20 protein-coding genes and 1 pseudogene are annotated in these 19,115 nt (G+C 40.6%); 6 read left to right on the top strand and 15 right to left on the bottom strand.

All coding sequences use genetic code 11. From position 1 onward, the window contains the following. Window positions 1-9 precede the first annotated feature (9 nt). The 12 genes from LX92_RS21660 to LX92_RS21715 form a co-directional block, all read right to left on the bottom strand. Complete coding sequence (locus LX92_RS21660) at window positions 10-1,629, bottom strand: carboxylesterase/lipase family protein (RefSeq protein ID WP_109655055.1); 1,620 nt, start codon at window positions 1,627-1,629, stop codon at window positions 10-12. A gap of 30 nt (window positions 1,630-1,659) precedes the next feature. Beyond that, window positions 1,660-2,106, bottom strand: coding sequence for a nuclear transport factor 2 family protein (locus LX92_RS21665; protein ID WP_109655058.1), 447 nt, complete (start codon window positions 2,104-2,106; stop codon window positions 1,660-1,662). A gap of 26 nt (window positions 2,107-2,132) precedes the next feature. Then, entirely contained in the window at window positions 2,133-2,978 is an 846-nt protein-coding gene (locus LX92_RS21670; protein ID WP_109655060.1) for a DUF4440 domain-containing protein, read from the bottom strand. 519 nt (window positions 2,979-3,497) lie between these two features. Continuing rightward, window positions 3,498-4,289: an alpha/beta fold hydrolase gene (locus tag LX92_RS21675; protein WP_109655062.1), complete on the bottom strand. Its 792-nt coding sequence runs from the start codon at window positions 4,287-4,289 to the stop codon at window positions 3,498-3,500. A 24-nt stretch (window positions 4,290-4,313) separates the two neighbouring features. Then, on the bottom strand, window positions 4,314-5,060 hold the full coding sequence (locus LX92_RS21680) for a family 16 glycoside hydrolase (RefSeq protein WP_109655064.1): 747 nt from the start codon (window positions 5,058-5,060) through the stop codon (window positions 4,314-4,316). Window positions 5,061-5,145: 85 nt separating this feature from the next. After that, the gene (locus tag LX92_RS21685; protein ID WP_109655066.1) at window positions 5,146-5,739 is read right to left on the bottom strand and encodes a Crp/Fnr family transcriptional regulator; all 594 of its coding nucleotides are present in this window, start codon (window positions 5,737-5,739) and stop codon (window positions 5,146-5,148) included. Window positions 5,740-5,779: 40 nt separating this feature from the next. Further along, window positions 5,780-6,208 carry a putative quinol monooxygenase gene (locus LX92_RS21690; protein ID WP_109655068.1) on the bottom strand — a complete coding sequence of 143 codons (429 nt, stop codon included), beginning with the start codon at window positions 6,206-6,208 and terminating at the stop codon, window positions 5,780-5,782. Window positions 6,209-6,212: 4 nt separating this feature from the next. After that, window positions 6,213-7,307, bottom strand: coding sequence for an alpha/beta hydrolase (locus LX92_RS21695; protein ID WP_109655070.1), 1,095 nt, complete (start codon window positions 7,305-7,307; stop codon window positions 6,213-6,215). Between the two features lie 45 nt (window positions 7,308-7,352). Then, window positions 7,353-7,838, bottom strand: a complete 486-nt coding sequence (locus tag LX92_RS21700) for a cupin domain-containing protein (protein ID WP_109655072.1) — start codon at window positions 7,836-7,838, stop codon at window positions 7,353-7,355. Next, the gene (locus LX92_RS21705; RefSeq protein ID WP_109655074.1) at window positions 7,835-8,893 is read right to left on the bottom strand and encodes an alpha/beta hydrolase; all 1,059 of its coding nucleotides are present in this window, start codon (window positions 8,891-8,893) and stop codon (window positions 7,835-7,837) included. Before LX92_RS21705 ends, LX92_RS21700 begins: the two co-directional genes overlap by 4 nt. A gap of 4 nt (window positions 8,894-8,897) precedes the next feature. Then, the gene (locus LX92_RS21710) at window positions 8,898-9,638 is read right to left on the bottom strand and encodes a carboxymuconolactone decarboxylase family protein (protein ID WP_109655076.1); all 741 of its coding nucleotides are present in this window, start codon (window positions 9,636-9,638) and stop codon (window positions 8,898-8,900) included. Window positions 9,639-9,672: 34 nt separating this feature from the next. Further along, complete coding sequence (locus tag LX92_RS21715; protein WP_109655078.1) at window positions 9,673-10,656, bottom strand: aldo/keto reductase; 984 nt, start codon at window positions 10,654-10,656, stop codon at window positions 9,673-9,675. 230 nt (window positions 10,657-10,886) lie between these two features. Between LX92_RS21715 and LX92_RS21720 the strand changes: the two genes are divergently transcribed. After that, window positions 10,887-11,798 (top strand): helix-turn-helix domain-containing protein, encoded by a 912-nt coding sequence (locus tag LX92_RS21720; protein ID WP_109655080.1) that lies wholly within the window; start codon window positions 10,887-10,889, stop codon window positions 11,796-11,798. A 119-nt stretch (window positions 11,799-11,917) separates the two neighbouring features. On the opposite strand, the gene LX92_RS21725 is transcribed toward LX92_RS21720, so the two are convergent. Beyond that, entirely contained in the window at window positions 11,918-12,166 is a 249-nt protein-coding gene (locus tag LX92_RS21725; protein ID WP_109655082.1) for an NrtR DNA-binding winged helix domain-containing protein, read from the bottom strand. A gap of 138 nt (window positions 12,167-12,304) precedes the next feature. Then, the gene (locus tag LX92_RS21730) at window positions 12,305-12,610 is read right to left on the bottom strand and encodes an NUDIX hydrolase (RefSeq protein WP_146197898.1); all 306 of its coding nucleotides are present in this window, start codon (window positions 12,608-12,610) and stop codon (window positions 12,305-12,307) included. Window positions 12,611-12,695: 85 nt separating this feature from the next. Here LX92_RS21730 and LX92_RS21735 point away from each other — a divergent pair, with 85 nt between their 5' ends. From LX92_RS21735 to LX92_RS21755, 5 genes are all read left to right on the top strand, one after another. Continuing rightward, window positions 12,696-14,324 carry a carboxylesterase/lipase family protein gene (locus LX92_RS21735; protein WP_109655086.1) on the top strand — a complete coding sequence of 543 codons (1,629 nt, stop codon included), beginning with the start codon at window positions 12,696-12,698 and terminating at the stop codon, window positions 14,322-14,324. 22 nt (window positions 14,325-14,346) lie between these two features. Next, complete coding sequence (locus tag LX92_RS21740; RefSeq protein ID WP_109655088.1) at window positions 14,347-15,858, top strand: DUF1593 domain-containing protein; 1,512 nt, start codon at window positions 14,347-14,349, stop codon at window positions 15,856-15,858. A 943-nt stretch (window positions 15,859-16,801) separates the two neighbouring features. After that, window positions 16,802-17,137 (top strand): single-stranded DNA-binding protein, encoded by a 336-nt coding sequence (locus LX92_RS21745; RefSeq protein WP_109655090.1) that lies wholly within the window; start codon window positions 16,802-16,804, stop codon window positions 17,135-17,137. 70 nt (window positions 17,138-17,207) lie between these two features. Further along, entirely contained in the window at window positions 17,208-17,657 is a 450-nt protein-coding gene (locus LX92_RS21750) for a JAB domain-containing protein (RefSeq protein WP_109655092.1), read from the top strand. A gap of 11 nt (window positions 17,658-17,668) precedes the next feature. Beyond that, window positions 17,669-17,866: a hypothetical protein gene (locus LX92_RS21755; protein ID WP_109655094.1), complete on the top strand. Its 198-nt coding sequence runs from the start codon at window positions 17,669-17,671 to the stop codon at window positions 17,864-17,866. A gap of 786 nt (window positions 17,867-18,652) precedes the next feature. Here LX92_RS21755 and LX92_RS22580 read toward each other — a convergent pair. Further along, window positions 18,653-19,115, bottom strand: a pseudogene (locus LX92_RS22580) (hypothetical protein); the annotation flags it as partial.

The following is a 19,115-nucleotide window of genomic DNA, read 5'->3' on the forward strand; positions in this document are numbered from 1 at the left end:
AAAAATGGACTAAATTCCCCGTGATTGCAGTTCGTTTCTCAATTTGACACCCTTTTCAATGACATCTAATCTGGCTTTTCTTGGGTCTGGTTTTCCAACGGCTTCACCATCTAACTGTATATCCATAATTTCACCGTCATTTTTAGTATAAACTGGCCAGTTTGGTAATCCTTCTCCATTCGGGTTTCCGGTCTTGGCGAAATTTACCCAGTATCCGTTCATAAGTTCCGCCACCTTCTTGTCCTCTGGAGTGGTCTCGGGATTGCCCCAACGTGCATCAAGATTATTAAACACATAACCAACTTCGGAACCATGGCCGGCACCGTATTTCATTCTTTCCTTCATAGGTTCGGGTACAAAACCAAAATGGTAAATAAACGTAGGTTCCACTTTTTCCGCGAAAGCCCTAGCGGCAAAACGTCCAGGTTCTCCCCACACCCAATCGGTATTGAACTTAGTAATCACTTCCTCAAAATCTTTGGTGCCATCAGGGTCATAGGCCGCTTGTGCTTCCTCCTTAAACTCGCCAAAAAGTGAAAATAGTTCTTCTTTTGTTTTTCTGTTGTTGACAAAACTACCTCCGATTTCGGCGCTGTTAGAACCGATCATCAATGGTATTTGAATTTGTCTACCAGCGTTATAGGCACTTTCAGCTGTTTCTACCACCAATTTGCCATCCAAAATCGGTCCAGAATAAATTCTTGGCCCACCTTCACCATCCGTTTCTTGACCGCTATCCACAATTTCTTCTACAGGCAATGCACGCAGCTTGGCCAAGGCATCCGCATCGGTACCATCTATGCCATGTTTTTTGGCAAAGTTGATACCAATGGTTTCTGCCGATACAGGGTAAAAAGCACTTGCATTTTCTTCCTTTATTGGCCTTCCGGTAAGTACCCCATCACGGGCACCACCAGATTCGCTAATGGCTTTATGAAAAAGTCCTTTTGCACCTGGAATGGTCATTAAAGAGTGAACGGATACCCCACCTGCGGAAAAGCCGAATATGGTTACGTTATCAGGATTACCTCCAAAAGCGGCAATGTTCTTTTGCACCCATTGCAACGCTGCAATTTGGTCCATATAAGCATAGCTGCCTTTATGTTCTTCAGGATGTTCGGCGCTCAACGCTGGAAATGCAAAATGCCCCAAACGCCCCAAACGGTAATTAATGGTGATTAAAACCACACCCTTCTTCGCAAATTCATCACCCGCGATTCCAGCTCCGGAACCACTTCCTCCAACAAAGCCCCCACCATGGATCCAAACCATGACCGGCAGGTTCGCACCCGTATTTGCATCAGCGGGTTTCCACACATTCAGGTACAGGCAATCTTCGGATGAACCTTCACTAATGGTTCCCGGGGCACCGCCCCATCCGGACTGTGCGCAGTTTGCACCGTACTCCGAAGCATCCAATTCACCTTCCCAGGGGGATAATGGTTGAGGGGCCTTCCAACGAAACTCACCAACTGGAGGAGCCGCAAAGGGTATTGCTTTAAAGCTATCAACACCATCTTCATAGACGCCTCGAATTGCCCCTAATTCGGTCTTTACTTTGGGTGTACTTTCTTGCGCGGAAATAGTAACTCCAAGGAGTACCAACAATCCTAATATGTATTTTTTCATTTGAGTGTTTATTAAGTTGCGTTGTTCAAGTTATTCCCTTGTCATTGTTTTGCTAAAGGTCAGATCGGCCAATTTCCAAGTGTTATCCTCCTTTACATAAACCTCCGTTACCATAAAGGGATTGGTCACTTCATTGCTACCGACTACGGCCAAGAGTGTAATTTGGTTCCAAAGTATAACGGTATTATCATTCAAGACTTCAACCATGACTTCATGGACATCGGCTTTTTTATAGTGGATGAACCCACCTCTAATGATTTCTACTTCGCGGTCCTTTCCCCACGTGCCGCCCATGTGGACGAACTTGGCTTTATCATGAAAAAGGCCTTCCAATTTATCGGCATCCTTATCGGCCATCCATTGCCATTTTTGGGTGGACAGCTCTCTGATTTCCTTTTCTAAATCAGTCGATTGGGCAAGGGCGACTTTTCCTGTGATGAGCATAATCAATAGACTTAGTATAATTTTCCTGTTCATTTTTATAAATTATTTGTTCTGAAGTATTAATGCGCAATTTCATGGGTATCACGAACGCTGCTAAAGGTAAGGTCCAATAATTTCCAATCGTCGCCTTCTTTTTTATAGAATTCGGTCACGGTAAATTCATTGGATACATCGTTACCACGAACATGAGCCATAAGTGTTATTCTGTTCCAAAGTACCACGGTATTGTCATCAAAAGTTTCCACGACCACATCGTGTACATCGGCATTTTTATACCAAATACTTCCCGTCTCGATGATTTCCAATTCCCTGTCCTTTTTCCAGGAGCCGCTCATGTGTACAAACCTTGATTTGTCATGAAACAAATTGGTCAACTTGTCCACATCCTTTTCGGCCATCCATTTCCATTTGGCCTTGGAAAGTTCCTTAATCTCATTTTCAAGACTTGAACTGTTAATTTCAGGAAGCGGTATGTTGTTATAGTCCTCAACACTAAGTTCGTCTGTCCATTGGGTAGGTGTAGGCCCGCCTATCGCCAAATAGGTTACTGCACTTTTAGGAGTGGCACCATGCCAATGTTCTACATTGGGAAGGCATTTGATTACATCACCAGCGCGCACTACTTGTACTTCCTTTCCTTTTTCCTGATAAAAACCAACGCCGCTAGTGATCAACAATTGTTGGCCGTCTGGATGTAAATGCCAATTGAGAAATGCTCCAGGTGCTGAAACCGCTTGGGCTACGTTATGTTTAAAAATTTCATCAGCATCTACAACATGCGTTAGCCAAATATCACCGGTATGGTGTACGTTTTTCGCTTTTGCCCCCATGGGAAAAATAGCTTCTTGCGCAAAGGAAGATATGCTTAGCACACCTATAAAGAAGCCTATCAATAATGCTCTCATTTTGTTTTATTTAATTGTTTTAAATTATAAATTACCTTTTCCAAAGCTATGGTATAATTTATAGGATAGGCTTACCACAATTACGGAATTACCTACCATTATTACGGATTACAGGAGTATAAACCATTTGTTCACAAAGCATTAACTAAATTCGAACAACAGTTTTCTTCAATGTCCAATACAAAAGATTAGATATGGGTCGATGATTATTCTTCCAAATATAAATTTAGGTACAGCGTATCCACCGAATGGTGAACATGATTTAACAGAAGGAAGTTAGATGAAAGAAAAACATTCAGGATAACCTGATTCATGTAGCGAAACAAAAAATATTTGCCCCTGTTAAATCGTTAAGTGAAATTACATGCGACCTTGGTTTTAAATACCCACAGCACTTCACAAGACTTTTTAAGAAAAAGTGTGGTACACACCTCTGGAGTATCAGATTTTGAATTAAACCATGATACTTTCCTCGACCATTTAAAAAATACTGATTTAAAAAAAATCTTAACTAGCTTTTTAACTTATACTATCCAAAGTTGTAACCTGTCTTGTCAAGAACGCTATCGATTTTTCCAATATATAATGGGGAACTTCCTTATGAGGGGAATGGCCTATTTTTGGGATTATGAGCTTCTGGGATAGACCGACCGTATTATTAACAATACTTTGCACTTGTTTTAGTGTACCATATTCATCATCTTCTCCTTGAATTACCAAGACAGGACAAACGATATTCTTTAAATAAGATTCGATGTTCCAATCCTTAAAATCTTCCCGTAACCATGTTTGGGTCCAGGCCATGAACATGGCTTCGGTCTTGTCGCCATGGTATTTGGTTAATCTTGCCTTTAAGTCGGTCGTTTTGTATAATTCAACCGCCTGCTCAATACCTTTTATGGTTATATCCTCTACAAAAACATGGGCACCCTCGGAGATTACTCCTTTAATTTTATCTGGATATTTAGCTGCCATTAAAAGGGCAATAGATCCGCCATCACTATGTCCAAAAAGTACTGCATTTTCTATTCCCCAAGAATCCATGAGGTCATTTAAAATGTCGGCTTCAATTTCCATATAATCAAGTCCGCGAATATGAGATACAAAAGGACCGGATTTTCCATATCCCAGACGGTCATATACGATAACATTGCAGTTTAGTACTTGGCCCAGTTTCTGGGGAAAAGCCCTCCAAAGTGCTATACAACCCAAGGAATCGTGCAAAAACACAAGTGTGGACTTTTTTGGGTCACCATCAAATTTTATCCAGGAAATGGAGTCTATCAATGGTAATCTAAGTATTTTTTTCATGAAAAATTGACTAAAACTGTTATGCTAAATATCATCTATCTTTATATTATTTTTCTGGTCTTTCTTGAAAGCTCGTTTGGTTACCTTTAGATGCTTAAAATAGCCAATAGTTCCTACATCTACATACAATCCCACATAACCTTTCTTGTTTTTCCCTAACATTTTATTCACAATGAACGACGAATATTTCATGTCATTAATAAACATTTCGGCTGTTTCCCCGTTAACTTCAATTCTCATTGTAATCCATTCATTAAGGGTTACAGGAGCCGAACCTTCGTATGTTCCCTCTGGAAAATCATCTCGTAAGGTTTGAAATTTATAATCAGGATATGAGAAATATTGTACAGTATGGTTTCTTGCATACTGGTTATTGATTCTTCCTACTTTGGGACGTAAATAAATGGATTCAAAAGCCGAATCGTCTTCTTTAATCCTGAAATACACTCCGATGAAACCTGCTGCTGGCGGGTACGGAGATGGATCTTGAATCTGGCTATACATTTTCACTTCTATGGTACCATTTTCAAAATCATCTAGATCAACAAGACGGGCATAGTGCGTTTCATCCACAGTTTCTTCCAAGCGATCGGCATCAAAAGGCAATGCCTCTAGATCCCGTTCAATTTTCAAAACTTTTTTACCTTCAAATTTGATAATGGAGCCCGTAACATTATGAAGTTCGAAGGCTTGATTTTTAAGTTTTAGAGTTTGGCCAAAGCTGTTAATGGTCCAAATACTAAAAAGGAAAAATAGAATATTATTTTTCATGGTTTTGACTTAAAGTTTACAACCACAAAAATCGGTAGGCATAAACCTTTTACCCTTAAACTAGTTTAAGAAATAGGACCGAATGTTATTTCTTGGTTTTTCCTTGTACCATCTCTTTTCGGATCATACTCAAAAATTCTGGAGTAATGCCCAAATAGGACGCAATCTGCGTGTTAGGGAGTCTTGTCGCCAAATTCGGATATTTCTCATAGAAATAGGTATACCGTTGCTGTGCCGTTGAACTGATATTCTGAAAGACCCGGTTTTGAAGTTCTACATATTTTTCTTCGGTAATGACTTTAAAAACGCGGTCCAGCTTCGGAATGTTTACATATAAATGGTACAGGTCTTGTTGCGCTATTTGTATAACTTCTGAGGGCTCAATAGCCTGAATATTCGATTCACCAGGTTTGGCTTCATGAAAACTGGTAATATCATATATCCAATCGTTTTCGGCAGCAAAAAGTATATTGTGTTCCTTTCCGCTTGGGTCAATACCGTAAAGACGAAGTACCCCTTTAACCACAAAAGTGTAATGTCTACATATATCCCCATTGACCAATAAATGTTCTCGACGTTTAAGTTTGCGTCGGGAAATCCTACTTTCAATCAATGAAATTTCAACTTCTTCAAAAGGGAGGTAGGTTTCAAAATGTGCTATTAGCGGTGTGGATTTCATTACCGAAAAATACACTATTCTCTGTATTTATAAATCGGAATCAATTTATTTTGTCAAAAACCATCGACATAGATTCAGGATCAATAGCTTTCATATCAATCAGTTTTAAATCTTTTACCATTTCTGCTGTGGTTGTTTTATACATTTGAAAATGAGGTGTTTTCAAATGCGATTCGTAAGCTTCCTTATTTGCATAAATTTCCAATAGTCGTATCTGTGTAGGATTTTCCTTTTGAAACATGGGGTAAATACAGATTACTCCGGGCTCCAGCCTAAGTGATGCTTCCGATTCCTCTTTCAGTATCTCTAAATATTCATCCAAATAGTCCGTCCCAATTTCAAGTTCCGCAATGCGAACCATCATTTTGCCTTGATCAATATCCGCTTTTAGGGCATCATCGCTTTGCCCGAAACCAATTAAAGACAGATGCAGTAATACCAATAACAGCCCCAATTTTTTAGTCAGCATAGTGTCATTTTTTATCCAACCCTTTTTCTTTTAGCCATTCCGCTAACAATACGGCCACCTTTTCATTGTTCAGGTCGGACATTGGAAAATGGGTATTTCCCTTTAGGCGCTTTTCTGGAAGGTGTACCAATGTGGCATCACCCCCATGCTTGTTCACCGTGGCCGTCCAAAGCTTTGCCATTTGCAAGGCGGCTCGCCATTGTTCCTGACCAGGATGCGCTACAGGTTCTATGGGTATATAATCCCCATAATAGATAACAATGGGTATTTCCGTCAATCGTTTAAAAACTGTCATGGGCACGCCTCTTGCACTTAATGCTCCTCCCGCATAAGGTATGGTCTCAGGGACTTCCCCTTCCGGAAAGACAAAATTACTACCGGGTTCATAGGATGCAATGCCTTTGATGTTCCTATTTTTTAAGGCCGTCAACCAACCTTGGCCACCACTATGGGAATGGGTGACCAAAACACCTGGTCCAATCTTATCGAACAGCGTGGAAACCGCCTCTATGTTAAGGTTAATGTTCAATGGTCCCGTATCCGGTGTAATTTGCCTAAAGAACTGGTTCAGCGCCTCTGGGTCTTCGGAAAACTGAACATCTGGATAAAATGTGCTTCCCGTCCCCAATCTGAATATCCCAAACCACAACTGATCATCCGTGGCTGCCGAAATCGTAGTAGGTTCCGTACTCCTCCCTGATAATCCCCTACGGGGCTGGTCAATAAGGTATATGGGGAAATTACGCCTCAAAAATAGCGTTTGAAACCCCTCCCTGCCATCTGGGGTCGTTTGCCAAGTACGCATGCTCTGTCCATATCCATGCCAAAAAACCAAGGGTAATTTTTTTGCACTATCAGGAATTTGATAAAAAACAGTGGCATGGTCTCCATGCAAGGTTTGTCCTTCGGTAGCCTGATTGGAAGGGTTGAATGCCCCCTGGGCAATTGGGTCAAAAGTACCGGGGCTGGTTTTAACGCTACCGCCCACGGTAAAACTGCCTTGTTCTACAAGGGTAATGGGCTGCTTTTGAGCATAAGCATCATTTACCAATAATTGAACTATTAAAAGCAATAACAATGTTGTCTTGATATTTTTCATCACTAAAATTTTATTAATTTGAAAGTATAGAGGTACTTCTTAATTTCAATTTAAATATTGTTCTTCGGTCACAGGATGTAGCCATTCCGTTGGACCGTCAACTCTGCTTGTTATAGCGATTTGTATGAACGGTTTTTCTGCGCTTGCACCGTGCCAATGCGGAGTGTTTGCAGGGCATTTGACCACATCGCCTTTTCGTAGTATTCTTTTCTCACTCCCTTTTTCCTGATAGTAGCCTTCGCCATCTAAAGACATAATAATCTGTCCGTTGGGATGTGAATGCCAGTTGGACCTAGCCCCGGGATCAAAGGTTACCGTTCCCACTGAATTTTGGTTCAAACTATCCGCCATCACTTGCATATGTACCCATACATCCCCAATGAAATTATTGTTCGTGACCTTTTCCCCTTTAGGAAAAATCAATTCTTGTTGGGAATTCAAATCGACGGTTTGATTTTTCTCGGCTGCTTGCTTGCAGGAAAATATAAATGTTCCCATCAATATAATCGCTAAAAGATTTTTTCTGTTCATAGGTCTGTAGTTGAAAGATGGTTTTGGTAAAAGTCCACTAATTTATTTACGGCTTGACTCACATATTCTGGCTTCCAATAGGTTTCTATATGCGTTGCACCTTCGATAAGGAACAATTCCTTGCTTTTCGCATTGGTCGCCTTTGGAAAAGCATCCAAGGTCAAATATAATGTTTGGGCATTGCTGCCAGCAATCATTAATAAAGGTTGGTCTATGAGCTCAATATCGTCGGTAGCATTCCAGGCCATTAAATCCATTAAACTGCTTGTGGTGTAAAGAAACGTCGAATTGGGATGGGCGTGGGTCCTAAAATAATATTCATAGCCTTGACGATAAAAAAGCGTTGAAACTTTTGCTAGTTCTTCGTCGGTAATACCGTCTACTCCGGAATAAACAATTTCGCCGCCTCCAGCCTCCTGTTCTCTTGCCTTTGAAGCTTGCTTTAGCCTTTCTTGAATGGTCGAAATCTGCGAATTCAAAAAGCCATTTTTTCGTACAATTCCTGTATTGAACATACTCAGGGTTGCCACTGCTTTAAACCGTTTATCGGATTGAACCGCTTTCAACGTATAGCCTCCGCCGCCACAAATGCCCAAAGCACCTAAACGTTCTTTATCGACCCCAGGATACTGTGAAATAAAATCGGCCATTCCTCGGATATCTTCTGTACGAAATTGGGGTTTGTCCATATGGCGTGGCTGGCCCCCACTTGCACCCTGATAGGCAGCATCTGCCGTAATGGTAATATAACCGGCTTCTGCCAAATGCTGTGCATATAGGCCTGCTGTCTGTTCTTTTATCCCTCCGTTAGGATGTGCAATTGTTATTGCCGGATATTTCTTTGTCCGGTCATAATTGGCTGGTGTATAAACATTTGCCGCAATATCGATTCCGTTCAGTTTATACCTAACGGGATGTATGTTGACTTTTCCATCCACATTCTCCGTAATTGCTCCCTCATATACCAATCCCAAAGGATTTTTCTCGCTTTGTGCCCTAATCGTCTGATGTATTGATAACAGACTCATTAAAATGAATAATCCTATATATTTCATTTCCTTACTGCTTTTTAGATTCCAATAATTCGTTCAATACTTTTTTGGCCGAATCAATTTTTTCATAATCTATATTTCTTCCCACCATATCCACTAATTCCTGTAATTGAGTTGGCGTGATGCCCTGCATTAAACAGATGTTCATGTGCGAACGCAACATGGGTTCCACATCGCCGATCGTTGCCAGAACGGAAACCGTGACCAGTTCCCTTTGCTGATAATTCAGAATGTCCCGATCAAAAATATCCGCAAACAGATGCTCCTTTAAAAAGACTTCGACAATGGGGGCAAATTGCGCATAATCGGCCGGTGGGCCGTCCAATTTTGCCTGTACCAATGCTTCCAGATTCGCTTTGCCCCGTTCGTATTTTGTACGGTTATCTTCTATTGGGGTAGCTTCCGCTCCTAGCTGATCTTCCACCCCTTCCGCCTTGCGTTCGTCCAAAACTTTGATAAACGTCTGTAAACCACGTAGGCTCCTTGGAAATCCGCAGTAGGCATACAGATGCACCATGACTTCCTTGATTTCGCTTACGGTCAATCCGGCATCCAGACCTTCCGTTAAAGCGGATTCCAAAGTTTGCAGGTCGCCTTTTGCGGTGAGTGAGGCAATGGCAATTATGGATTGTTGCTTCGCATCCAAATTCAAGATTGCATTATGTTTGGATTGGGCATTCACATGATTTGTGACGCCAAGAAACGCAGTAATCACTATGGCAATACCAATTGTTATAAGCTGTTTCATCCTTTTGCTATTATTTTTAATTTTTCGCTACTTACTAGCGGTTTATCATTTTCTGGTTCGCTTCGGAATAGCGTTCACCCACCAAATCAATCTTTGAGGTGGCCTCTGTAATTTGTTGCAGTTCCCAATCTGTAAAAGTAATACCGGTCGCCCCTAAATTTTCTTCCAGCCTTGAAGACTTTGTGGTACCGGGAATGGGTACGATCCATGGTTTTTGGTAAAGGATCCAAGCCAAAGCAACTTGAGCCGGAGTGGCCTCTTTTTCCTTGGCAAAAGCCGTAACCAAATCTACCAAAGCAAAATTATCCCTCAGGTTCTCTTTGGAAAATCGAGGCACGGTACTTCTAAAATCATTATCGGAAAAACTGGCGTTCCTATCTATTTTGCCTGTCAAAAATCCTTTCCCCAAGGGACTAAAAGGTACAAAACCAATACCCAATACTTCCAATACGGGCATGATTTCTTCTTCCGGCTCCCGCCAAAACAATGAATATTCGCTTTGCAAGGCAGTAACCGGTTGCTCCGAATGTGCTCTTTTGATTACTTCGACACCTGCTTCGGAAAGTCCAAAATGTTGCACTTTTCCCTCAGCTATCAAATCCTTAACCGTACCCGCAACTTCCTCAATAGGTACTTTTGGATCAACCCGATGCTGATACAATAAATCTATAGTATCTACCTGTAAACGCTGTAAGGAAGCATCCACCATATTTCGAATGGTTCCAGGACTACTGTCCAAGCCCGTCACTTTTCCATCTTTATAACCAAATCCAAATTTGGTGGCTATGTGTACCTGATCTTTAAACGGTTTTAAGGCCTTTCCTACCAATTCCTCATTAATATAAGGCCCATACACTTCGGCGGTATCAAAAAAGGTGACCCCCATTTCTACGGCTTTTCGGACGACTTGAATCATTTCCTTTTCGTCCTTCGCAGGGCCATATCCAAAACTCATCCCCATACAACCGAGACCGATATCTGATACTTTCAGATTCTTTCCTAATGTTCTTGTTTTCATTTTTTATTTTTAAAGATTATCCCAATCAGTTCATCATTTTTTAATCTTTACGGATAAAAATAGTGGCCGAAATCTTGTTCCCTTTTATAGGTTTGATACAAAAGTAGGGGGTCAAAAACCAAATAGGCTTACCCAAATTACGGTTATACCTACCACTATTACGGATTTTGAAAAGGGCATTTGATTTACTGGTAATCAATGGCCTATCTTTAACAAAAAGTTAGAAGTCAATGAAAAATGTACTGCACATAGATACCGTTGGAGATTACCTTAATTTGAGAAAACAAGAGGTGTTACACCCTTTGGTGGGTATTGTTGATTTTGAGGACGTAAACAAAGAAGGCTATGAGAACAAAGATTATGATGCCTTCCATTATAATTGTTATGCTGTTTTCTTGAAGGATGCCAAGGGATGCAAAATGCATTACGGAGGGAAGCCATACGATTATGATGAGGGAACCCTTGTCTTTATAGCTCCAGACCAAACCATAGAACTAAGCGGTTTTGACCCTAATTATGTACCTAAGGGATATGCAATGCTTTTTCATCCTGATTTATTGATAGGAACGGAATTGGGCAAAAAATTACATTACTATAGTTTTTTCTCCTATTCAAGCAATGAAGCGCTACACCTTTCGGCCAAAGAACGGAAAGTAATTCTAAGTCTACTTGAAAAAATACAGTTTGAATTGGAACAAAACTTGGACAAGCATAGTAAAAAGTTGATCGTAGCCAACATTGAACTTTTTTTGGATTATTGCACTCGTTTTTATGATAGACAATTCATTACTCGTGAGGTTGAAAATATAGGGTCATTGGAAAAATTCGATGATTTGCTGAGCCAGTACTTTTCATCGGATAAACCACAAAAGCATGGCACTCCAACTGTGGGTTACTTTGCGGATCGCTTGCACCTTTCGTCCAACTATTTTGGAGATTTGGTAAAAAAGGAAACCGGAAAATCTGCCCAAGAATATATACAGAATAAACTTATTGAAGTTGCTAAGGAACGTGTATTTGACCCATCAAAATCGGTCAGTGAAATAGCGTACGAATTAGGTTTTAAATATCCTCAACATTTTACCAGGCTCTTTAAACAACGTGTAGGGCATTCCCCTAGTGAATTTAGGAGTTTGAACTAGAACCGAAGTTGTGAATAAATCAGTTTGTTTTTCAAAAAAATAGACTACAACATTACTTTTATAACAGATTTTAAAAAGGTCTTAATTTTAGTTTTTATAAAAGATTACAAGCCTTAAAACTACATAAATAAGGTGCGTTGTGTGCCCCACCCACGAACAACTTCTCGGGTCACAATAAAATATCCATGCTCTACATTTTTTTTGAAAGATAGTCCGGCGTAATTTTCACTAAATATTACCTCATAGACTTTTTGGAGTTCTTTCATAGTTAACTTTTCGGGCAGAAGGTTCATGCCGACCAACTTCCTATCAGGATTATCTTTTAAAGTCTCCAAGGCATTTTCGGCTATTTCTTGATGTCCCATCATCAATGGAGGTAACTAAACCACATCATACCAATCAATGGAATCCGAAAGTTCGTCGGGCTTGGGTGATACATGATTAAAATTTATCAAAGCATAGTAGACGATGGAAATGAACCGATCCAACATCCAATGGTTATCCCATTAACCTCTAAAATGGTCCTCATGACATCCGAGGGCAGAGCGCGATGCACTACCAAACGTGTGAAACTGTTCTAGATAAATAGTATCAAGACCCGCTCGTTCCCTCTCAGCCTTTTTAATAGCACTGACAACATGCTCATCGTGTTTTACGAATCCTCCCGGAAGGGCGAAAAATCCTGTATTGTGGTACTCCAAAATAATAATTTGAAGCTGTTTGCCATTAAAGTCCAAAATGACGAAATCATAAGCCAAGTAGGGCATAAACTCCTCAATTGAAGGTAATTGCTTTTTCTTTTTTTGTACCAAAAATGATATTATTTTCAAAAGAAGTAGAAATATCCGGAAAAACAAAGTATTATTGTAACAAACTGAGACAATAAATGATTTTGACATGAAAAATATTCTTATCCTTAGTGTACTCCTAATAATGTCGAACAGTAAAATATTTTCCCAGACCGAAAATTCCTTTGACGTCCAAACAAAAATTAAAAACGGCATCATCGAAGGTAGCTACAATACGCACACAGGTATCCAAACTTATTTCGGGGTTCCTTTTGCCAAACCGCCGGTTGGAGAATTACGATGGAAAGCTCCCCAGCCTATGGATAATTGGGAGGGCGTAAGAGAAACAAAAACATTTGGTCCTCGTCCCATGCAGACAATGGTTTTTGGCGATATGAAATCACGCTCCGATGGTGTGAGCGAAGATTGTTTATATCTGAATATTTGGACACCCACCACAAGGAATATGAAAGATTTACCGGTAATGGTCTATTTCTATGGCGGCGGAAATGTAGCAGGTGATGCTTCGGAAAATCGCTATGATGGCGAAAGCATGGCAAAAAAAGGTATAGTAGTCGTTACGACCAATTATAGATTGAACGTTTTTGGCAATTTGGCCCATCCGGACCTAAGTGCAGAATCGCCCTATAAGGCTTCGGGCAACTATGGTCAAATGGATCAGCACATGGCCTTGCAATGGGTGCAAAAGAATATTGGCGCTTTTGGAGGAGACCCTAAAAGGGTGACAATAGCGGGGGAATCTGCCGGATCGATAGGTGTAAGTGTGCATATGGCCTCTCCGTTGAGCAAAGATTTGATTGCGGGAGCCATTGGCGAAAGTGGTGCCGCGATACACCCTACCATGGCACCGGTGCCGCTGGCGGAAGCGGAAAACCAAGGCCAGGAATTTCTGAAAAATGCCGGATATTCGAGTATTACGGAATTCAGAAAGTTACCTACTCGCGATATCTACGAAATATATAACGCATCTCAACGCTTTGGTTTCCCCATGGTCATCGACGGTTATTTTTTACCAAAATCGCTACCTGAAATTTTTGAAGCCAAAGAGCAAGCACAGGTACCTTTAATATTGGGATGGAATTCCGCCGAAATTCCCGGAATGGCGTTTACCCAAGGGCTTTATTCCAAAGATAATTATGTGGCCAAGGTCAAGGAGACCTATCCAGAAAAACATACCGAAGTATTAAAATTATACCCAAGCGGTTCCGAAAAGGAAATAGAACGTTCGGCGACTGATCTGGCATCCGACCGATTTATCGTGTATAGTACCTGGAAGTGGTTCGACCTGCATCGGAAGAATAGCGACCAACCCGTGTACCGTTATTTGTACAGCAAACTTCGCCCGCCCTTACGAGATAAAAACTTGGCCTCGGGACTGGCCGGAGGTACGGTCGAAAAAGATTCGGATGCTCCCCAAATGCCCGAACCCATCGGTGCACCGCATGCCGCCGAAATCGAGTACGCCATGGGCAACTTGAATTTAGTGGACGATTATGCTTGGACGACGGATGATTTCAAAGCCTCCGAAACCATGTTGAACTTTTTCGCCAATTTTGTGAAGACTGGTAATCCAAACGGGGAAAATCTACCCGATTGGCCAAAGGCCAAAGCCAATGATGCTACTCCGCCTGTGATGGTCATCGATACCGAAAGTGGCTCAAAAAATGCAGAAAACGATGCCCGTTACCTGTTTTTGGACGAGGTATATAAAAATTGATTTCCTAAAAATTCCGTTTGAAATGAAAAAAATAGGTTTTTATCTTTTACTGATAAATGTCGGGTTTTCGTCAACGACCTATGCCCAAACGGTTTCTGAAAAACTGAGAACCATTGTCACCACCGATGGTGAAATCGATGATGTGGACACTTTTATTAGATTCCTTTTGTATACCAACGAGTTCGAAACCCAAGGCTTGGTATATTCGAGCTCGATGTGGCATTGGAAAGGAGATGGAAAGGGAACACCTTTTACCTCTGAAATGGAAATGACCCGCAATATCTATGGCGAAAATTTAACGGATTTACGATGGCCGGGCACTCAATGGATCGAGGAACTTTTGGCGGAATATGCCAAGGTCCATCCGAATTTGTTGCTGCATGATAAAGATTATCCGAGCCCTGAAAATCTGCTGAGTTTAGTCCGAGTTGGAAACATCGATTTTGAAGGCGAGATGGAAAAACGTACCGAGGGATCGAAATTGATTGCAGAAAAATTATTGGATGATGACGAGCGTGAAATCTTTTTGCAAGCCTGGGGCGGCACCAATACCATTGCCCGAGCCTTAAAATCAATTGAAGAGGATTACTCAAAAAGTAAGGATTGGGAGACCATAAAAGATAAGGTTTCCAAAAAGGCGATAATCTATACCATTATGGATCAAGATGCCACTTATCAAAAATATATTGGTCCCAACTGGCCCAAGATTCGTGTATTTTATAACGCCAACCAATTTTGGTGTTTTGCCTATCCTTGGAAAATGGTCGTACCGAAAAGTCAACAACCGTATTTGGAAGGCACTTTTATGGGACCAAATATTATCAACAACCACGGGCCACTTTTTGAAAAATATTATTCTTATGGAGATGGACAAAAACAGGAAGGCGACCCTAACCATTTTGAGGGAGATATCTCAAAGATAACTCAAACCGAACGCGGTAGTTTTTCAAAATATGATTTTATTTCCGAAGGAGATTCACCTGCCTTTCTGCACTTGGTCGATGTAGGTCTGGCCAATTACGAAGACCCTTCTAGAGGGGGATGGAGCGGCCGTTTTGAGCAATCTGTAGATAACCCGTACCGCTATGAAGATGGTGAAGCTGCTTCTGACTTGAATCCTGAAACAGGTAAGATGGATACCAGCTATCCACAGACCCGTTGGATTAAAGCTATGCAATTGGATTTCGCCGCCCGGGCAGATTGGGCAGTAAAATCGTTTGCGGATGCCAATCATGCCCCGGTAATAAAAGTCTTTGAAGGAACTTCTATAAAGGCCAAAGCAGGAGAAAAAATAACGTTGAACCCAACATACAGTGACCCCGACGGTCATAAAGTTTGGTTCGCTGTCTGGCCCTATGCAGAAGCCGGTGATGGCACCGCTGATGTTACCTATGATGACGAAAAAGGGTTGGCCACCGTACAACTACCCGAAACCGCCAAAGCAGGTGAGGAATATCACATTATAGTTGAAGGTAGTGATACGGGTTTCCCCTCTTTAACACGCTACAAAAGAGTGATTTTTACAATAAAATGAAATGCTTTACTAAGTAATAATTATTAAATAGTTTATTTTAAAAAGGACTGGAAGTATTTCCTATTTTTAGGGACGGCTACACTAGGGGAAAGCCTTTCTTCAGATAGGTACTTGACATTAACTATAAACATCCTACCTAAAATTTAATACGTAACTTCTAAATATACCACCACTCAAAATTGAGTGAAATTTCTAATACTCTCAAATTTAAAACTGAAATTAAACCCGTCCTCACAATAAAACTCATAAGCTTTGGACTATAGGCAGCGTACTCTGTAGCTATAGTTTAAGCTATGCTTTGAAAAATATAGCTATAGTATAGATTTATATTACTTAGCTCAAAATCCTAGACTGCACTAGTCGTTCAGCACATTGCCAATTCATTTCGCTAAAAGCTGCACTATGGGCAAAGAGCTTCTCTAGAAAATGTCTTGAACACAATCCCCGCTTTTAACTTTGCATTCCGCTAACCTTTCCCGATGCTCTGGGAAGGAACGCTTCATTGCAAGTCAAAACCGTGAATTAAGTCCGCTTGAACTGAATTTGATATATAGTGTTTTATTCCGCTTCAACAGAATTTAAAATTTCACTACTTCAAGGTATTTAACCCACTACCCGAACCGCCACTAACACCCTTTTTTTGACGGCAAAAAAACAACATTCATTCTTGCACAACGGCATAAACCAGGGGGCCACTGCCCCACTTATTTATACGTCTTACCAAGCCTGAATATTGTAAAAGTGCAAGCAACAAAAAAAGGTAACAGTGACGGCTCTGTGGGAAGTAAATCAAATACCGGAAATCATGAAATCATACCAAATTCTCAAAAATGAAACGGAACAAAAATTAAAAAACAACAAAAAGGAAAACGCTCTAGGTGTAATAAGTAAATCACTTTTAAAAATAGTTTGAATCTAATGTTTAATCTTAAATTTTTCAATTATGAGTAGTATCAAAAATCATGTACAGTTAATCGGAAATGTTGGACAGGAACCAACCATTACGAACTTGGAAAGCGGCAAAAAAGTAGCCCGTTTTTCACTAGCCACCAATGAGTATTACAAAGACTCAAAGGGAGAGAAACAAACGGAAACCAACTGGCACACCATCGTAGCTTGGGGCAAGGCCGCTGAAATTATAGAGAAATATGCCGGAAAAGGCAAAGAAATCGGAGTTGTCGGAAAACTAAAGACGCGCACCTATACTACTGACGATGGCAATCAACGCTACGTTACCGAAGTAGAGGCAAATGAAATATTATTATTAGGAAGCAAGTAAAAAAGAAAGAGGGCATCTCTCGCTAAAGTACTGCCCTCTTTTCCATCATTCACGTTAAAAAACTAGAACAATGAAGAACAAAGTTAATGAAATTCGTATAAGCTACTGCGAAAAAATCGGAGTTATAAACTCTCCTTCAATGAACAATTCCGAACACGTAGCAAAACTGCTCTTCGAGAATTGGGACAAACAGACTATTGGACTACATGAAACTTTTAAAGTACTCCTATTGAACAATGCTAACAAAGTTAAAGGTACTTACCAAGCATCTACAGGCGGACTGACTGGAACATTAGTGGATTTAAGAATCCTTTTTGCCGTAGTCTTGAAAACACTTTCCGTCGGGATTATTATAGCACATAACCATCCATCGGGCAAGAAAAAAGCAAGTGAAGCGGATATTAATCTAACGGCTAAAATTAAAAAAGCTGCAGAGCTTCTTGATATTCGGGTATTGGACCATCTTATTATTTTACCCACGGGCGACTATTTCAGTTTTGCAGATAACGGAATGTTATAAAACCCATGGGCATGATAAAACTGAACTTTAACAATCTGGACGAGGAGACCCAATCCTATTTACATTCCCTTTCCAAAAAGGATGTGGAAAGTCGATATGGCAAACTATTGTGGGAATATGCAATCAACCACCAATTAGACTATAATAAATTGGTGGAAGACGAAACCATTCGAAATCTATACAATTACAAGTATATTTTTAATATCTAAGCAACAAATCACTACAAAAAAGCCCTTTTATTATGAAGGGCTTTTTTAATGTTCAATCTTCTAATTTCCATATCTTTATGGTCTTAGAAAGCATTCATATTTCTAATGGTCATCACCAAATTTCGATTTGACTTTCCATGATGATCATATTCAAATTAAACAACATACAGCAACCGGCGAAAGCAAGGTTGTTCGAAAATTTTTTGTCCCTCTGGGACAAAAATTGGAGAAGCAAGAGGGTAACACGCAAAGCGGTGTTACGATAGTTCTTTTGTATCTAAAATATTGATTTTCAATGTTTTGAAATAAATTCAAAAAAATAAAAATCCAAGGATTACAGCAAATCACTCCGAACCCACTGAAATTAGGCGTTTTTTTGCTGTAAAACATTGAAATAGCACCATTTTCAATAGCTATTCAAATAGACTGTTAATCTTGGCATTACTAATTTTTCAAAGGTATTGTAACTGGCAGGACGGGAAGGATACTTTCCACCACGTCCGGCACCTTGGCCATGGTCGGTCTCTTGGATCCATGTGATAACCCAGGTGAACAGAAACCATTTTTGACGTCCAAAATCATTATGTAGGTACTTAAAGATAGGAGATGTTATTTTAACGCGGTTCGTTCGAACGTGACTTCTCGCGTAACATTGTTTTCGTCCCGGGGATAGTTTTTAGGTTCTCTCGGAATTAACAGTCGAATGACCGCTTTCAGTTATTCCTTGTCGGTAATGTCCTTTGTATACTTTGATTCCATTATCGTTTTTTTCATTTTCTGGGCTTCTCATTTCATCTGGAAAGATCTACAATGAAGAGCTTTAAGAACATCCAAATGCTTTTCACCCAAACCCCTTGCCTCCATAAAGAACCGTTCACAACGGCGAAAAACCCTGTCCGAATCATCTGGTGAAAATTGGATCGCCCCCTTGAAGCGCATGATATGGTGCGCATTGCACAGCATATAGAACTGGCGCTGCAGGCCGTATGTCCCTCGGGGAAATATCCTTTGCGGCAACCCGGTAAAGTGACCACATAAATGGAACAGATAGGACAGGGAATAATGGTTCGGGACATATTCCCAAAAAATGCGCAACAGTCCAAGGCATACCTGTTCCATGGCAAAGTGCATTACGGCCATTTTGGAAGCGGTGTCCTCCCTTTCCCCGATGATGCCAACGACCGAAAGAAGATACTCCGCCCTTTCCATTCGGTCGATCCAACTTTCCCGGATTCGTTCATAATAGGTG

This window comes from Maribacter polysiphoniae (assembly GCF_003148665.1).
Lineage (GTDB): Bacteria > Bacteroidota > Bacteroidia > Flavobacteriales > Flavobacteriaceae > Maribacter_A > Maribacter_A polysiphoniae.

Excerpts from the sequence above, each read along its gene's own strand:
- LX92_RS21660 (WP_109655055.1), bottom strand. The coding sequence starts at position 1,629 with ATGAAAAAATACATATTAGGATTGTTGGTACTCCTTGGAGTTACTATT.
- LX92_RS21665 (WP_109655058.1), bottom strand. The coding sequence starts at position 2,106 with ATGAACAGGAAAATTATACTAAGTCTATTGATTATGCTCATCACAGGA.
- LX92_RS21670 (WP_109655060.1), bottom strand. The coding sequence starts at position 2,978 with ATGAGAGCATTATTGATAGGCTTCTTTATAGGTGTGCTAAGCATATCT.
- LX92_RS21675 (WP_109655062.1), bottom strand. The coding sequence starts at position 4,289 with ATGAAAAAAATACTTAGATTACCATTGATAGACTCCATTTCCTGGATA.
- LX92_RS21680 (WP_109655064.1), bottom strand. The coding sequence starts at position 5,060 with ATGAAAAATAATATTCTATTTTTCCTTTTTAGTATTTGGACCATTAAC.
- LX92_RS21685 (WP_109655066.1), bottom strand. The coding sequence starts at position 5,739 with ATGAAATCCACACCGCTAATAGCACATTTTGAAACCTACCTCCCTTTT.
- LX92_RS21690 (WP_109655068.1), bottom strand. The coding sequence starts at position 6,208 with ATGCTGACTAAAAAATTGGGGCTGTTATTGGTATTACTGCATCTGTCT.
- LX92_RS21695 (WP_109655070.1), bottom strand. The coding sequence starts at position 7,307 with ATGAAAAATATCAAGACAACATTGTTATTGCTTTTAATAGTTCAATTA.
- LX92_RS21700 (WP_109655072.1), bottom strand. The coding sequence starts at position 7,838 with ATGAACAGAAAAAATCTTTTAGCGATTATATTGATGGGAACATTTATA.
- LX92_RS21705 (WP_109655074.1), bottom strand. The coding sequence starts at position 8,893 with ATGAAATATATAGGATTATTCATTTTAATGAGTCTGTTATCAATACAT.
- LX92_RS21710 (WP_109655076.1), bottom strand. The coding sequence starts at position 9,638 with ATGAAACAGCTTATAACAATTGGTATTGCCATAGTGATTACTGCGTTT.
- LX92_RS21715 (WP_109655078.1), bottom strand. The coding sequence starts at position 10,656 with ATGAAAACAAGAACATTAGGAAAGAATCTGAAAGTATCAGATATCGGT.
- LX92_RS21720 (WP_109655080.1), top strand. The coding sequence starts at position 10,887 with ATGAAAAATGTACTGCACATAGATACCGTTGGAGATTACCTTAATTTG.
- LX92_RS21725 (WP_109655082.1), bottom strand. The coding sequence starts at position 12,166 with ATGATGGGACATCAAGAAATAGCCGAAAATGCCTTGGAGACTTTAAAA.
- LX92_RS21735 (WP_109655086.1), top strand. The coding sequence starts at position 12,696 with ATGAAAAATATTCTTATCCTTAGTGTACTCCTAATAATGTCGAACAGT.
- LX92_RS21740 (WP_109655088.1), top strand. The coding sequence starts at position 14,347 with ATGAAAAAAATAGGTTTTTATCTTTTACTGATAAATGTCGGGTTTTCG.
- LX92_RS21745 (WP_109655090.1), top strand. The coding sequence starts at position 16,802 with ATGAGTAGTATCAAAAATCATGTACAGTTAATCGGAAATGTTGGACAG.
- LX92_RS21750 (WP_109655092.1), top strand. The coding sequence starts at position 17,208 with ATGAAGAACAAAGTTAATGAAATTCGTATAAGCTACTGCGAAAAAATC.
- LX92_RS21755 (WP_109655094.1), top strand. The coding sequence starts at position 17,669 with ATGATAAAACTGAACTTTAACAATCTGGACGAGGAGACCCAATCCTAT.